The organism is Sphingomonas sp. ABOLG, from assembly GCF_003950435.1.
GTDB lineage: Bacteria > Pseudomonadota > Alphaproteobacteria > Sphingomonadales > Sphingomonadaceae > Sphingomonas > Sphingomonas panaciterrae.
The window spans coordinates 1-13,459 of record NZ_QQWW01000011.1; the positions used below are offsets into that span (position 1 = coordinate 1).

General features: G+C 68.2%; 16 protein-coding genes. 1 reads left to right on the forward strand and 15 read right to left on the reverse strand.

The features are described 5' to 3' along the window. From CA236_RS13100 to CA236_RS13125, 6 genes are all read right to left on the reverse strand, one after another. A partial coding sequence (locus CA236_RS13100) for a DUF736 domain-containing protein (RefSeq protein ID WP_164518938.1) occupies window positions 1-320 on the reverse strand: 320 nt, incomplete at its 3' end. 162 nt (window positions 321-482) lie between these two features. Then, window positions 483-1,004, reverse strand: coding sequence for a hypothetical protein (locus tag CA236_RS19140; RefSeq protein ID WP_241212650.1), 522 nt, complete (start codon window positions 1,002-1,004; stop codon window positions 483-485). A 132-nt stretch (window positions 1,005-1,136) separates the two neighbouring features. Continuing rightward, complete coding sequence (locus CA236_RS13110; RefSeq protein ID WP_125945953.1) at window positions 1,137-2,447, reverse strand: hypothetical protein; 1,311 nt, start codon at window positions 2,445-2,447, stop codon at window positions 1,137-1,139. 53 nt (window positions 2,448-2,500) lie between these two features. Continuing rightward, window positions 2,501-3,205, reverse strand: coding sequence for a hypothetical protein (locus tag CA236_RS13115; protein ID WP_125945954.1), 705 nt, complete (start codon window positions 3,203-3,205; stop codon window positions 2,501-2,503). A 27-nt stretch (window positions 3,206-3,232) separates the two neighbouring features. Then, window positions 3,233-3,742 carry a hypothetical protein gene (locus CA236_RS13120; RefSeq protein ID WP_125945955.1) on the reverse strand — a complete coding sequence of 170 codons (510 nt, stop codon included), beginning with the start codon at window positions 3,740-3,742 and terminating at the stop codon, window positions 3,233-3,235. Between the two features lie 96 nt (window positions 3,743-3,838). Continuing rightward, window positions 3,839-4,138 carry a hypothetical protein gene (locus CA236_RS13125; protein ID WP_241212651.1) on the reverse strand — a complete coding sequence of 100 codons (300 nt, stop codon included), beginning with the start codon at window positions 4,136-4,138 and terminating at the stop codon, window positions 3,839-3,841. 103 nt (window positions 4,139-4,241) lie between these two features. Between CA236_RS13125 and CA236_RS13130 the strand changes: the two genes are divergently transcribed. Beyond that, window positions 4,242-4,823 (forward strand): hypothetical protein, encoded by a 582-nt coding sequence (locus CA236_RS13130; protein ID WP_125945957.1) that lies wholly within the window; start codon window positions 4,242-4,244, stop codon window positions 4,821-4,823. 12 nt (window positions 4,824-4,835) lie between these two features. Here the strand turns inward: CA236_RS13130 and CA236_RS13135 are convergent, their stop codons facing one another. From CA236_RS13135 to CA236_RS13175, 9 genes are all read right to left on the reverse strand, one after another. After that, the gene (locus CA236_RS13135; protein ID WP_125945958.1) at window positions 4,836-5,135 is read right to left on the reverse strand and encodes a hypothetical protein; all 300 of its coding nucleotides are present in this window, start codon (window positions 5,133-5,135) and stop codon (window positions 4,836-4,838) included. A gap of 63 nt (window positions 5,136-5,198) precedes the next feature. Continuing rightward, entirely contained in the window at window positions 5,199-6,005 is an 807-nt protein-coding gene (locus tag CA236_RS13140; protein WP_125945959.1) for a hypothetical protein, read from the reverse strand. Window positions 6,006-6,036: 31 nt separating this feature from the next. After that, a complete protein-coding gene (locus CA236_RS13145; RefSeq protein ID WP_125945960.1) occupies window positions 6,037-6,297 on the reverse strand; it encodes a hypothetical protein in 261 nt (86 codons plus the stop codon). Further along, the gene (locus tag CA236_RS13150) at window positions 6,285-8,678 is read right to left on the reverse strand and encodes a DNA cytosine methyltransferase (RefSeq protein WP_125945961.1); all 2,394 of its coding nucleotides are present in this window, start codon (window positions 8,676-8,678) and stop codon (window positions 6,285-6,287) included. The genes CA236_RS13145 and CA236_RS13150 overlap by 13 nt, the downstream gene beginning before the upstream one ends. Before the next feature lie 63 nt (window positions 8,679-8,741). Further along, a complete protein-coding gene (locus CA236_RS13155) occupies window positions 8,742-9,794 on the reverse strand; it encodes a hypothetical protein (protein ID WP_125945962.1) in 1,053 nt (350 codons plus the stop codon). Beyond that, the gene (locus CA236_RS13160) at window positions 9,794-10,153 is read right to left on the reverse strand and encodes a DUF3768 domain-containing protein (RefSeq protein ID WP_125945963.1); all 360 of its coding nucleotides are present in this window, start codon (window positions 10,151-10,153) and stop codon (window positions 9,794-9,796) included. The genes CA236_RS13155 and CA236_RS13160 overlap by 1 nt, the downstream gene beginning before the upstream one ends. A gap of 34 nt (window positions 10,154-10,187) precedes the next feature. Continuing rightward, window positions 10,188-11,123 (reverse strand): hypothetical protein, encoded by a 936-nt coding sequence (locus tag CA236_RS13165; RefSeq protein ID WP_241212652.1) that lies wholly within the window; start codon window positions 11,121-11,123, stop codon window positions 10,188-10,190. After that, window positions 11,120-12,796, reverse strand: a complete 1,677-nt coding sequence (locus tag CA236_RS13170; protein WP_125945964.1) for an ATP-binding protein — start codon at window positions 12,794-12,796, stop codon at window positions 11,120-11,122. Before CA236_RS13170 ends, CA236_RS13165 begins: the two co-directional genes overlap by 4 nt. 30 nt (window positions 12,797-12,826) lie before the next feature. Continuing rightward, window positions 12,827-13,402: a hypothetical protein gene (locus CA236_RS13175; RefSeq protein ID WP_206430569.1), complete on the reverse strand. Its 576-nt coding sequence runs from the start codon at window positions 13,400-13,402 to the stop codon at window positions 12,827-12,829. Between the last annotated feature and the right edge of the window lie 57 nt (window positions 13,403-13,459).

The following is a 13,459-nucleotide window of genomic DNA, read 5'->3' on the forward strand; positions in this document are numbered from 1 at the left end:
CGCTTCTGCTGCCGCTGCCAGACCAGGTTGTAGGACCCGTCCTCCTGCCGGAAGGCTGACACCTGCAGCGGCGCGGCGAGCGAGGGATCGTCGATGCGGCCGTTCAGGAACGCCTCGCCGGTGTTGTTGGAGGTGAGCTCGAACAGCGCTCCGACCTGCACCCAGGTCTTGCCCGGGGTGAGCGCGTGGATCTCGTAGCGCGGCGCGCGCGGGTTGGTGGACTGGACCGGCTTCAGCGCGATGGTCATCGCGACCGCCAGCGTCGACACGCGGCCCATGTAGATGCCCGCGGCGTTCTGCTTGATCGAACCGATGTTCATGGTGACGTCTCCTGGTTGGTGTCTCTGGACCCCTTGTCCTCGACACTCTCTCTCATCCCACTCCTCTCCTCGGCCCCTTTCAGGGCCGAGCAGGGCGCGTCAGCGCCCCTCATCGGCGCGCCCTTCGCGCGGCGATGGACGACCCACAGGAGAGATTATCGATCACCCCGGGGCGTTGGTTGGGCAGCGCAGCCGATCTCGTGCCGCCTCGAGCCGTCGGATGGCCTGAGCGAGGAACAACCCCTCGGACTCTTGCTCCTTGCCCTGCAGCCGGTCGCGCAACTGAGTGAGGCGTCGCTCCACGGCGTCTGACGTCACCATCAGCTCGTCGAAGCCGAGCGTGACCTGTGCCTCGCCGGGGACACGGGTCCGTGTCGGCACGTCCTGTACTCGCTCCTCACCCGAGTAGGTCGGGGTCTCCTCGGGGAAGCGCGCGGGCGGCAGCCCGGAAAAGACGACGGCGCGGTAGCGTCCGCCTGTATAGGTGACGGAGGACAGCGGTGTGCGACGACGCTGCAGGCGTTCGAGCAACCGGTTCGCGCGCTGCTGCGCGCGGATGGCGGCGTCCTCGTCGAAGAAGAGGGCGATCACGCGCACGAAGGTGCCGCTGTCGTACCACCAGCCACCCTCTTCGGGTCCGCCATATTCGCGATCCATGTCGTAGAAGGCGAGGATGTTGCGCATGGGAGGCTCCTGTGTCCGGACCTGGCTCCAGCAGCCGGTCCCGACACCTTCCCTCCCCCTCTCCTCTCAAGCGCCTCGCCGGATTGGCAATGCAAAGCGCATTGCACTGCGCTTTCGGAATGCGGACGTTGTCTAAGCCGCCTCGAGGTGCAGGACGCCCATCAGTGGGGTCGCCGCGGCGAAGGTGCGGAGCGTCGATGCGATCGCGGCGCGGAGGCGCGCCTTGCTGTTCACGACGACTTCGGGCGCGAGCGCGGCACCGTTTGCGTCGGCATATCCCGTGGCGAGGCAGCCGTTCCGGGTTTCCACCCGGATCAAGTGCCCCCTGTCCGGTGCCGGACCGACATGGCGAACGGTGAACTCTCCGAGCTTGCCGCTCAGGCCATGGATGGCCTTGCTCCAGCGGATATGCCCGGCGGCGATGTTCTCATTGTTGCCGTAGCCACGATCGAGCCAGGTGCGGAGATGAGCGCGCTGCTGCAGCCGGGTGTTGCGGGTCCTCTCCATGGTTCGGCATAGTGGCAGCGCCGCGGCGATCGCGTCGATCAGCGGCATACGGTCTTCCGGCACGGCGATCAGAATGTCGTCGAACTCTCGGCCATCCAGGAGTGCGCGCAGCTGCGTCTGCGCGACGTCGGGCGTCAGGTCCGGATCATCGAGGATTGTCGCTGGCGCGTTGAAGCGGCGTAGTCCCGAGGGATCCAGCAGGAGGATCGTCGCCTGGTCGGCCTCGGGCCGATCCAGGAAGATCTGCAGGAAGTCCCATGCCGGTTCGGCACCGGCCTCGGCCGTGTCGGCGCTGTCGAGGATCGCCAGTCGGCGCGACCAGCGTGCCGGCCGTGGATCGTCGGAGGGCTTGGACCATGAGCTGGGCAGCGGGCGACCGACCATAAGTGGGGTGGGTTGCGACGGTGGCAGGTTGCTCTCGCGCAAGTGCGCCAGGTTGGTGCGTCGTGCCGCGTCGAAGAGGTCGGTCCTGTCCCCGCCTCCATCGGAGAAGCCCCGGTCGTATGCGGCATTCCGAACCTGAACCGGTGCCCTACACGGGACGCCTTCGGGATAGCGGTGCGGCCATCCCGCATGGGCGGCGTACCATCCGTCGGCGTAGCGGTTGCAGACGTCCCAGTCGTAGCCGTAGGCGTCGCGGCCGCGCAGCACCGCGACATCGCGGTCCGAGCCCTTGCCCTCCCGGAGCTGTCGTTCGGTGAAGGCGAAGTTGGCGGCCTGTCGCTCGGCTTCGCCGTGCGCGCTGATCGCGTCGTTCACGACGCGCATCGCGGCGACGCGTTCGCGCCCGCGCGCCATACGCTCGTTCAGCGGCGCGGTCGCGGGGAGGTCCGGAAAGTCCCGCCAGGCTGCGGCGATCGCAGCTGCGTGCTCGGGTGTCCGTCCGCGCGCGAGCCAGCTCGCGGCGTCGGCCGGGTCGAAGTCGTCGGTGACCATGGTCGGCCTCGTTGCGATCGCAGGCGGGACGGTGGGGCCGTCCCGGCCTCGGTTCAGGGGATCATCGGAGCGGGCAGCGCGAGCCACTCGGGCTCGTCGTCGGCGATCGGCTTGTCGAAGCGCGCGGCTTCCGCTTCGGAGAATACGGTCGCCGTCGCGAGCGCACCGAACCCGTAGGTGTTGCTCCAGAAGGAGAGGCCGTGTGCGGCGCTGGTCGTCGTCAGGACGAATCCGTCGACGCCTTCATGCGGTCCGCCCTCAATGCGCCTGAAGGCGTGTTCCAGGAGGGATTGCGTGCTGTAGCTCTGGATGCCGGCATCGGTGATGATGACGCACCCGCCCCCGAACTCCCCGACGCGCAGGCGGTCACAGTCGTAGGACCAAGCAAAGCCGCACGGGAGGGCGGACTTGCAGCCGCGGAAGAGCAGCTCGGCCACTTGGTCGATGCCGAACTGGTCGCCGCTGAAGTTGACCTTGACCAGCGCCTCGTCCGGATTGTCCTCGATCTCGATGCGCGCATCGAGATACGGCAAGTGGGGATCGTCGAAGAGTTCGAGGAACGTCTCGAACCGGCTCTCGCCCTTGGGCGGGAAGATGGTCCGGAAGCGCTCGTCGAGCGTATCGTATGCGGCAGCGAGGTCAGCGTCCTCGCCATTGGTTTCGAGGATGTCGACGGCCGCTTCTGCGCTCCGCAAGAGCGCGGCGTCTTCGCGGCTCATCAGGATCGTGAAGGCGGCCTTGGTGTAGGAGTTGGACATGGGATCGTCTCCGTCTGGGCGTCGGGGTCAGGCGTTCGCGGCCTCGGTCAGGCGCGCGCGGGCGATCTCGGCCTCGCCGGGGAAGGCGGTGGTGAGGTTGCGGTGGAGCGTCTCGAAGTCGGGAATGGGAAAGCGGCCATCCGGCCCGGGCCTTGTGACGTGGAGCGCGCCGACCAGCAGCTCGATGGGATCGTCGCGGATCTCGACCGCAGTCGCGTCATCGTAGGTGACGGGTGCGCGGAACCCCGCTTCGAGCCAGGTCCCCAGCCCCTCCTCGACGCGCTCCGCATAGTCGGCAACGGCCTCGTCCAGCTCGTTCTCGACGTGGAGCACGAGCGTCGTGTAGGTCCCGAAGTCGTGGCGGTTGGCGAGGCCCGACAGGCGGCAGCCGGCGGGTGGCTCGCCGTAGCGCGCGATGATCGCGTACTTGTAGGCGAGCACTTCGAGCTTGTTCAGCACTTCGAAGCGGTGGGTCTGGCCGAGCTGGGCGCAGGGCTCGTTGGCGGGCGCGCCGCCAATGTCGACGATGTAGGGCATGGGGATCTCCGTCGGTCCCTATCGGACCGCCCGATCCCCTCCCCCTCTCCTTCGTCTGACCGCGGTGAATGGCGTGACGAAGGCGGTCGCTCGGTGTCAGTCCGGGAAGAGCCGGCGTTTCACCGCGGCTTGGTGCTCGCCGTCCGACTTGCCGAGCGTCTTCAGCCGATCGGTTTCGAGAGTGGCGTTGAGGTCGGCCGGTAGGATCGCCCAGTTGCGAGCCTCGGCGATCGCGTCGGCCGCGGTCGGCAGTTCGCGCAAGTCGGTGCCGCGCCAGAACAGGATCTCGTCCTCGCCCTCCATCTCGGGGTGCGGTCCGAGAACCTGGACGAAGAACGTCTCGAGCGGCCGATCCCATCCGATCGCCACGGTGGTAGCGCTGTTGATGCCGGTCAAGACGTGTCGGCTCATGGTGGCTTTCTCCGGAGGTAGCGTCGGTCTAGTCGTGTCGCTGATGGGCGATGCCGTTGTGCGATCAGCCTAAACCGGGTGGGGGTAGGTGAGAATGCGTCTCGTGGCGTTGATGAGTGCGGCGCTGCTGGCGGCAGTGCCGGCGGACGCGCAGGTGGCGGCGCCGGCCAGTGGCGCAGACCGGACATATCCCGCGCAGTGGGTGCCGCTGCTCAGGAAACTGTCAAAGGCGGATGTCGACCGGATGCAGGCGGCCGCGAACGCGTTCTGTCGCGGCCTCGACTATGCCGCTGCGGGCGATCTCTACAAGGACGTCAGCGGGTGTACGCTGATGCAGGCGACCGCGATCATGTCTGTCGATCAGGCGCTCTCCGACCTGGATGCCGATCCTCCGACGAAGTACCGGCCCGATCAGGTGAAGAAGTGCTGGGCGCTGTACCGCGCGCTCGGGTCCAAGGACGCGGAGAACCTGGCCCACTGCTTCGGCGATATCCAGCATTTCGAGCTGCTTCAGCGCGTCGCCGGATCGGGGGCGGCGTCCGCGCCGGTTCCGCGTTCCAGCAGCTCCGGCTATTGCGACAAGGTCGCGCAAGCGGCCGGCGGATCGTACATGATCCTGGAGGAGTGCATTAAACAGGAGAACGCGGCGCGCCGTCGTCTTGGGCAGTAGGCGAACCGTTGCCTATTGCGCCGTTATGGTGACCCACGCGGCCTGCCACGGTCGCGGGCCGGCGTCGAACCGAACGACACCGACGATGTCCTCGACGCCCATCGCGACGCAGCCTTCGAGCCAGTCCACATAGGAGGCGGATTCCGCGAGGTCCTGGGCGAGAAGCGCGTCCATCATCGCGGACTCGCGTGCGGCCTGCTCGGGCAGCGCGTCCCAGTCGAGCGCGTCGAGGAAGCGATCGCGACGGTCGATGAACCGCGCGATGCGGCGCTCGTCGCCCTTGGCGATCGCGATGGCGTGTTGGATCTGCATTGCTGGTCTCCTCCAAAAGAACACCAGGCACGCTCCCTCTCCTCTCCCCGTCGGTACGACGGGTCAGGCTCCGAGCTGCTCGCGCAGGACGTCGGATCGGACCGGATAGGCGAGGCGCGGTAGCGCGCGGGCGGTGCGCCGTGCGGCGCGCGTAAGCTCGAAGCAGTAGGTGAAGAGCGGGCTCTGCCTCGCCTGGGTGAGCACTCCGATCGACCGGCATCGCGCAAGCCAGTCGCGTGGGTGTTCCTCCGGCCTCGGGCGTGGCGCGCCGAGCGTGACCAGCTGGTCGACGGCTCCGGCGTGGCCGGATTCCAGGTTGCGGATCTTGGAGAGCGTCCGGTCGGAGATCGTGGCCCCGGCAATGCGGAGCACCTGGCGCGGCCTTGTCCGCCCTCGGTAGGCGCCGGAAAGCGCGGCATAGACGCCCCCACAATGCCCGAACTGGGGGTCGGAGAAGCTGACCACGGCCTCGATCAGCGGTCGTTCGCGGCGCAAGAGGCGAAAGGCGCGCGCCGTGAAGAAGCTCTCCCCGTTCGCCGCGACGCTGGGGAGGCAGAGCAGCCGCTGCAGGACGCAGCCGCGAGCGGCATCGGTGAAGCCGGTGTGCCGCGTGATGACGGCGCCGGTCGCAGGCACGCCGAAGACGATTAGACCGTCGAGAGACGGCGTACCGCCCTTCGACGGCCCGAAGAGCCCGACCGCGATCTGGGCTGCCGGATACCGCGTCAGGTAGTGGTGGTCGTTGATGAAGGCGCGGGCGGTCGCGTGGTCGACGATGTCGACGGCGTAGCGGCGCGGATCGATCGTCGTGTCGCCCGACACGAACAGGCTTCGCCGGTCTCGCCAGCGCTGGCTTCTGGTGGTGAGCATGGGATCGGCCCTCGTTGTCTACGGCCTCGGGTCAGCGTCGCGCTCGATGGAGCGTGCGGGCGATGTGTCCGGCATAGACGCCGACTGCGGACCAGTAGGCTGCGAGCGGCGGCTTGTGGGTTCGCCAGCTCTTCTCGGCGCGGGCACGGGCGTCGCGCTGCAGGTCGAGCAGGATCAGTCGGAGCGCGTCCTGCGCTGCTGGGTCGAGGCTTCTGAGCGCGTCGACAGCCGGGAGCGTCAGGATCGGATTGCGGACCTCCACGCGCGAGGATCTGGGTGTCACATGAACCATGTGTCGATCCCGTCGAGGTCGAACGCCTGCTGGCGGTTGTCGATGGTCAGCGCGAGCGCGCCGGGCTTCACCCAGATCTCGCGCGGGGAGAGCGCGAACTGTTCGCCGGCGTCGGCCAAGAGCAGGGTCTCCCCGACCGTCTCCGCGATGCCGCGCGAGGCGGGTGGCGGGATGGCGTTCCCGACCCATTCGCGCTTCTCGGCGTCCGATGTTCCGATCAGGTCGATATAGTCGGTCGGATCGAGGATGCCCTGGATGACGAGCAGCTCGGCCGATGTGAACGGCCGATGCCAGGTCCCGTCGAGCGCGACGATACGGGCGACGAGGCGATCATCCTTGGCGGGGAGAGCCGTCGGGAACGGCTCCGCCTCGGCCTCGCGGGGATCCGCGATCGACCAGCTGCCGTTGTTGTTCTTGGCGAAGCCCGGGATGGCGCCGGTAGGCTGGTCCCATCCGACGATGCCGTAATGGCTCTGCGAGAGGTAGTTCTGCCGGTCGCCACGGTTGAGGCTTCGCGGCCTCGGGTCGGCGACCGACAGCGCGCCAGAGCCGACCCGGTCGGAGCCCGTGATCGTGGGCGTCGCGGCGGTCGCCGGCACGACGCGCATCTTGTTGGCGTACTGGCCCATGGCGTCGGCGCGGTACACGGGGTCTGCTACGACGAAGGCGCCCATTCCCGTCGTCGACGCCCCGATTACGGCGTTTGCCGGTGCGTCGTATGGTGTGACCCGGTACTTGCCGTTGGTGTGGCGGCCCTCGCGCGCGCGTGGATCCTCGACGGGGTTCGCCGGGTCGAGCAGCGGGACGACGCGGTAGGTGCTGGCGAAGCGCGGGGGTTCACGGCGGGGGTCTGCGATCGCGTTCGGCCCGGAGCCGACCCACATGTTCGCGGTTACGACGCCGGCAGGCTGGTCCCAGGTGCGGATCCCAAGCTGGACGCTCGACGGGTGACCGTTGATGCGAGGGTCGGCAACCGAATGGGCACCGGTGCTCGGTTTGGGCGATCCGGTGACGACGCCGGTGGCGGACGTCCAGTCGATCACGCCCAGCACGTGCCGGTGGGTCGCCGGTCCGTAGGACGGCGTCGGGTCCGCGATCGAGAAGATGGCCGCGGCGTCTGCCGGTTCGTTCCCGCGGCCTCGGGCACCGTGTTTCGGGTCCGCGACGCTGAGTGCTCCGCCCGCGACATGGGCAGCGCCGCTGACGACGCGTGCCGCTGCATCGTAGGGGGCAACCGACAGAAGGCTGGTGTGTGTGCCGGAGCGATAGCCCGGTCGCGGGTCCGCGACTGAATAGCCTCCGTTCGTCGGGCCGCCCCGGCTGGAGACGACACCGACGTGATCGATCCAGTCCCGGACTCCCAGGTAGCCGGTGCCTTCGCGCGAAGAGAAGGCGCGCGGGTCCGCAACGGAGAATCGGCCCTGACCGGGCGCGCGAGCGCTGGTGACGAGCGGGCTGCGGTCCTCCCATCGGCACACGCCATAGGCGTTGTCGCGGAGCGGCAGCTCGGGCCGGATGCCGTAGTCGCGCAGCACCCCGTTCTCGACGGCGAGCTTGTTGAGCGACCGCCAATCGGAGCCGGCCTCGACGAACGCGAGCCGAACCCAGGTTTGCCATTGCAAGGCGGGGACACGGTGCATCGGGCCTGCGACCGGGTCGCCGGGTAGCGGCATCTGGCCGATGACCTCCCCGACACCGCGGAGGCGGTACTTGCGCGGCTGATAGATGAAGGGTGGCACGAGGTCGGCGTGGCGCGCGATGAGGAGGAAGCGCTTCCGGCTCTGCGGAAGATGGCCGATCTCGCCGCAGTCGTGCCGGTCCTCGTTGACCGAGTAGCCATAGGCGCGGAGCAGCGCGATGATCTGGTCGAGGAGCCAGCGGCCGCGTGTCTGGATCCTTGGCACGTTCTCGATGAGGATGATCCTGATCGGATCGTCCTTGTAGGCCTCGAGGGTGAGCCAGATGCCGCGCAGCGTGAGCGCGTTGAGCGCCTGGTACTTGTCGGTCAGGCTTTTCGCCTGCGAGAGGAGGCCGCTGAACCCTTTGCAGGGCGGGCTGAGCAGCATGCAGGTGAGATGTCCGAGCGCGCGCCGGATGTCGGCCGGCATGGCTTCCCGCCACTCGGCCTCGGGGTCGCGACCGTGAAAGGCGCGATATTGGTCACGGCTGAAGAGATCCATGACGGTGCCCGGGACACCCGTCAGCCGCTCGAAATTGCGGATCGCGCCAGGGTCGACGTCGATTCCGCCCGCGCATTCCCAGCGGCCGACCATGTTGCCGACCCGGGGCTGTGCTTGGTTGAAGCCGCGGGCGCCGGCGCCGATGCCTGCGAAGAGGTGGCCGTGCCGGTAGACGCGGACGGTGGGGGTGGACTGCAACATGGAGCCTCCAGGGTTGCGCGGGTCAGCACCCGCATCGCTCGCCCTTCCGCTCCCCCTTCCCTCTCAGGCCGCCTGCCGGTCGGCGTGGTAGAGGTCGGCCGCCCAGGTCTCGACCCAACCGGCGGTGATCTCGTCATGGTCAAGGTCGCCGCTCTCGATCAGCTCGCGGATCTGCTGGCGGGCGAGCGTGATGGCTCGTTCCCACGGATCGGATGGTGGCGGCAGCGCCAAGGGCTCGTCGGCCTCGGGGAGGTCGCGCGACGGGAGCATCGTTCGCGCACATTGCTGGCGATACCAGTGCTCCAGATGGTCGGCGACGAGGCGGTCGTCCTTGGCGATCCCGCGACGTCGGGCGTCCCGGCGTGCCGCGATGCCGTAGGCCTGGGAGTCGATCGAGGCGACCCAGTGCGAGAAGGGTGCGAGGTAGGGTAGTGCGTCGCCCTTGACCCCGAAGGCGTGAAGCTTCGCCCCGATCGGAAGGTCACGGCTCAGCCGCTCCACGACGGCGACCAGGCCCTCCGGACCGTGGATCTGGCGGCGGCACATGCTGCCGACCCCGACGATCGAGCCGGGTGCAATCATGCCGGCAAGGGCATCGAGGCAGCGGATATAGTCGTCGGGTGTCCGGCCCTGCAGGACGGGCATGAAGCGGTTCGCGATGCCGAGGTCGATCGCTCGCGAACGGCACTCGCGATTGGTGGCGATGGTGCGCGACATGCGGTCGCGGACCTCCTCACGGTCGACCGCGATCTCCTGCTCGCAGCAATAGTCGGCCGAGGCGACGCGCCGGAACGGGAAGGACGCAGCGAGCGCCATGTAGTCGGCGATCGACCAGGGCATGCCCCCGTAAGCCACGGTCATCGTGTAGCCCGCGCTATCGAGGTCGACGCTGGGCAAACGGCGCGCGTTCTGCAGCGTCGCGGTCCGCCATCCCGTCCAGTCGCGCCAGCCATCGGCCTTGCGCCACCTGGAGAGGCAGTTGGCCGAGATCAGGACAGGTGCCTGGAGCTGAACCGCACGCTCCAGCAGAGCGCCGTTGGCGAGGTGGGGAAGCCCGATGATGATCTCGATCCCCGACGGGACGATTGTCGTGCGCGGAGCGAACGGCGCGAGCATCACAGGTCTTCGCGCAGCATCATGGTGAGGACGCGCCGGGTGACGCTGGCGTCGGTGGGATCCTCGGAGCCGTGGGCGAGGTCCGGATCGTAATAGTCGATGCGGAAATAGACCCGCGTCCCATCCATGACGAAGTCGCCGCGGTCGCGCTCCGGAACGTCGGGCGGGAAGGCATAGCCGCGCAGGTTCTGCAGGAGCATGGCTTGGGCGATCGCCTGCGATGCGATGCTCTCGTTGGAGAAGGTCGCGAGGCAGGTGCGCGTCACGACGATGCGAGCCGTGCGGTCGTAGCCTTGGCGGCAGCGGTCGTTCAGTCGGGCGATCGCTTCCGCCCGGGTGGTGGTGGCGTGATCGAGCATGTTGGTTCCCCTGCTGGGGTGGACGGAGCCGCGGTCAGGCGGCGAGCGCGTGGGCGGGCCTGCGGCCTTGGTCGGGAAAGGCCGCGTGGAAGCGGTCGAGCCAGCTGGCGAGGGTCGGCCGCGTGTCGATCGGGATGGCGGCCGCGACATCCTGAAAGCGGATGAGCTCGGTGGGTGCGTCGCGGACGATCCGGTCGATCTCGTCGGCCGGCAGGAGCCGCTCCTGCCTGATGAACATCGTCATCGAGCCAGGTCGAGCGCGGGTGCTGCGGCGCCACAGCCCCTCGACCGTGTGGAGCCTCGGTGCTGCCCGCGCCTCAACAAGGACGATCAGGCGGAGGCACCATGCGGGGAGTGAGCGGATCTCGGCCGGCGAGTTCGCTATGCACACCCAGCACGCGCTTTTGGGCGGAACAGGGAGACCCTCCGCCTCGATGCGGCGGATGCAAGTGTCGCGATCCCAGTTCCAGGAGCGGAGCGGGTATTGGCACTCGTATCTCGGGTCATCGATCGACAGCGCGTGGTTGGCGCGTTTGGTATCTCGCGGCCCCGCGTCGTAGCCGATCAGCCGGATCACGCGCTGTCCGCGATCCCATGCGTCGATGGCGGGCTGCCAGGAGGCGAGATACGCGTCTTGGGGAGCCTTCTTGTATTTCAGGCTGCAGCTCGACCCTCCGAGCGACTTGCTCGGAAGGGTCGCGTTGGTCAGGCACATCTCCAGGATGCCGTAATAGGGCGGCCAGTGCTTGAACCGCTTCGGGGTGTAGGAGACGAGCTCGAAGGGGATGCCCCGATCGCGCATCCAGGGCCGGATGACGTCCAGATAGGCGTAGGTCTCCGGCTTCTCGACGCCGGTGTCCGCGCTCAGGCAGAGGTCGGGCGCCTCGCCACGGGCATGCTTCTCGATCAGCAGCGCGGTGCTGTCGACGCCGATGCCGTAGGCGAGGACGGTGGGGGGAGCCGGGATCACGACGCGGCCTCGGTGGCGAGCGGTGCGATGGCGACGGTCAGCTCGGCGCTGGTCACCGTGATGGTGACGGTCCGGTCGGCCGGGATCAGATAGTAATGGCCGGCGAGGAGGTCGCGGATCCGGCTTGCGAGCGCCGCATCGCCACCCTCGAGGAGCCCGATGATCCGGGATGCGGCGAATCGCTGGAAGCGCTCCTGCTGGGTGTCGTAGCTGTCGGCGTCGCCGTCGTCGCTCGGGCAGAACGCCGCGCTCTCGAACAGGTCCGCGACGTCGAGGGCGCGAGCACCGGAGTCGCAACGGACGAAGATCGAGGTGTCCTCGGCCGAGTTCCAATGTGCGTCGGAAGGAGCGAAGGCGACGTCGGCGTCGCACGAGACTTCGACATAGGCCCCGGCGTGGGCGATCGTCGCCTCAAGCGCGATCGCGTCGACCCAACCGTCCTGGGCCTCTGCAGGGGCGGGTTCGCCATCGGTGATCTCGAAGACGAGGTCGCCCTGCGTGACGCGGAAGCCTAGCGCTTCGACGCGCGCCAGGCAGTCGTACCAGCCATAGCCCTCGAAGGCGGTCTTAGCCTCGACGAGCGGACCTCCGAACGGGTTGTGCTTGACGATCGCGCGCTCGGCCGGCTGCGCGATCAGCGCATCGAAGTCGGGCATCAGGACCATGGCCGGGTCGGCGGTCCGTCCGCCCGTGTCGAAGTTTCGCGAGCTGTCTGCCGCGGGTGCTGTCCAGGTCCACAGATAGGGCTCGGCCTCGGGCAGCGCGATGCCGAGATCCCGCGCCTTGCTCCAGTCCTCGAACGACAGCCGGTGCGTGCCCTGAGCGGCGACGGCGTGGAAGAGCGCGCGCTGCACCGCGGCGCGCAGCGCCTCGATGCCGGCGTTCTCCACGACCTCCTTGCGGGCCGGGAGCACCAGTTGGATCGAGGGTGCGTTGAGGATGTCGATCCTGGCCGTCCAGATGTGGCCCCGGTCGACCTCGCTGAGGGTCGGAAGGTCGCACGGGATCGTCAAGCCGTGGAAGTTGAGGCGCTGGTTGTGACGCGAGTGCTGCGGGGCGGGCGTCTTGAAGATGCCGATGCGTGTGCCGTTCCAGGTCTCGGTATAGACAGCGTCGGCCAGCCAATCCTTGCGCGGCTGCGCGGTGCCGTTCAGCGTCACCGGCACCGGGAAATGCAGCGCGGCCGCGGCGACGTCGCGCTCGATGGTCTTCAGCCAGCTGTCGGGCATGCGGACCATGATCGACGTGCCAAGCGGGATCGGATCGGTCGAGATCGCGATGGGGCGGCTCGTCTCCCAGGCCGAAGCCGGAATGTGGGCCATCCAGCCCTGCCGGTCCGGCCGGGAGTAGGAGCGGATGATGACGTCGCGACCGGCGAGGCTGAACACGCCCATGCCGGCAGGATCCTCGGCCTTGCGGGTGTCGTCGGACCAACCCGAGCGACCCAGCGTGACGATCGACGCAGGATCGTCGATGCCGTGTCCGTCGTCGACGATCTCGAGGTAGGTGGCGTCCGGCGCGGGGATGACCGCGACGGCGATGGCCGTGGCACCCGCCCGTCGCGCGTTCTGGAACAGCTCGCAGATGACGTCATAGGCGGTGTTGTTGAAGAGGCGCGTGACCTTGGTGATGGTCTCGGGCGCGACGGCCGTCGCGATCATGGCGGGGATCATGGGGCAGCTCCTGAAGGCTGGCGTGATCATTCACGCCTGTCCGTCCGCCTCCCCCTTCCCTTCTGTTCCGGCTGCCTCGGTTCCCCGGGTGTCCGACGCGGGTTCGTCGTCGGGTATGGGCGGCGCTTCATCGCTCGGGATCCACGTCGCCATGTCGTCGCCCTCGCGTTCGCAGGCCTGACAGGTTGTGGAATCGTAGGTCGAGACCAACGACCATTCCTGAAGATCGCGATCCCAGCGCGCCGCGGCGTCCTTGATCAGGTCCGCGCTTCCGCAGACGTCGCAGACCGGCGTGACCGACGGCGTCGGCCGCGAACGGAGGGCATCCTCGGTGCAGACGCTCCAGTCACCGTAGAACTTGCCGCCATGCGGCAGGCAGTCCCCGGCGAGCTGGATGGCGTGGTCGCCGAAGCCGTCGTGGAAATGGATTTCCGCGTCGGGGAAGAACCTTTCCAGCACGGCGCGTCGGCCTCGGATCTTCACCTCGCTGCCGTAGGTGGTGTGGACGTAGCTCAAGGGACCGATCGCCGGACCCTGCGCGCCCCAGTCTGTCATGTCCTGGTCGGCGCTGTCGCGGCCGTGGAAGAGAAAGAGGAAGACGCTCATCGCGGGTTCTCCGATGGAGGTTGGTTGCGAGACCGCAGTGCAAAGCGCAGCGCATGT

Coding starts and splice junctions, on each gene's coding strand:
- CA236_RS19140 (WP_241212650.1), bottom strand. CDS start 1,004: ATGCGCAACATCCTCGCCTTCTACGACATGGATCGCGAATATGGCGGA.
- CA236_RS13110 (WP_125945953.1), bottom strand. CDS start 2,447: ATGGTCACCGACGACTTCGACCCGGCCGACGCCGCGAGCTGGCTCGCG.
- CA236_RS13115 (WP_125945954.1), bottom strand. CDS start 3,205: ATGTCCAACTCCTACACCAAGGCCGCCTTCACGATCCTGATGAGCCGC.
- CA236_RS13120 (WP_125945955.1), bottom strand. CDS start 3,742: ATGCCCTACATCGTCGACATTGGCGGCGCGCCCGCCAACGAGCCCTGC.
- CA236_RS13135 (WP_125945958.1), bottom strand. CDS start 5,135: ATGCAGATCCAACACGCCATCGCGATCGCCAAGGGCGACGAGCGCCGC.
- CA236_RS13140 (WP_125945959.1), bottom strand. CDS start 6,005: ATGCTCACCACCAGAAGCCAGCGCTGGCGAGACCGGCGAAGCCTGTTC.
- CA236_RS13145 (WP_125945960.1), bottom strand. CDS start 6,297: ATGGTTCATGTGACACCCAGATCCTCGCGCGTGGAGGTCCGCAATCCG.
- CA236_RS13150 (WP_125945961.1), bottom strand. CDS start 8,678: ATGTTGCAGTCCACCCCCACCGTCCGCGTCTACCGGCACGGCCACCTC.
- CA236_RS13155 (WP_125945962.1), bottom strand. CDS start 9,794: ATGCTCGCGCCGTTCGCTCCGCGCACGACAATCGTCCCGTCGGGGATC.
- CA236_RS13160 (WP_125945963.1), bottom strand. CDS start 10,153: ATGCTCGATCACGCCACCACCACCCGGGCGGAAGCGATCGCCCGACTG.
- CA236_RS13170 (WP_125945964.1), bottom strand. CDS start 12,796: ATGATCCCCGCCATGATCGCGACGGCCGTCGCGCCCGAGACCATCACC.
- CA236_RS13175 (WP_206430569.1), bottom strand. CDS start 13,402: ATGAGCGTCTTCCTCTTTCTCTTCCACGGCCGCGACAGCGCCGACCAG.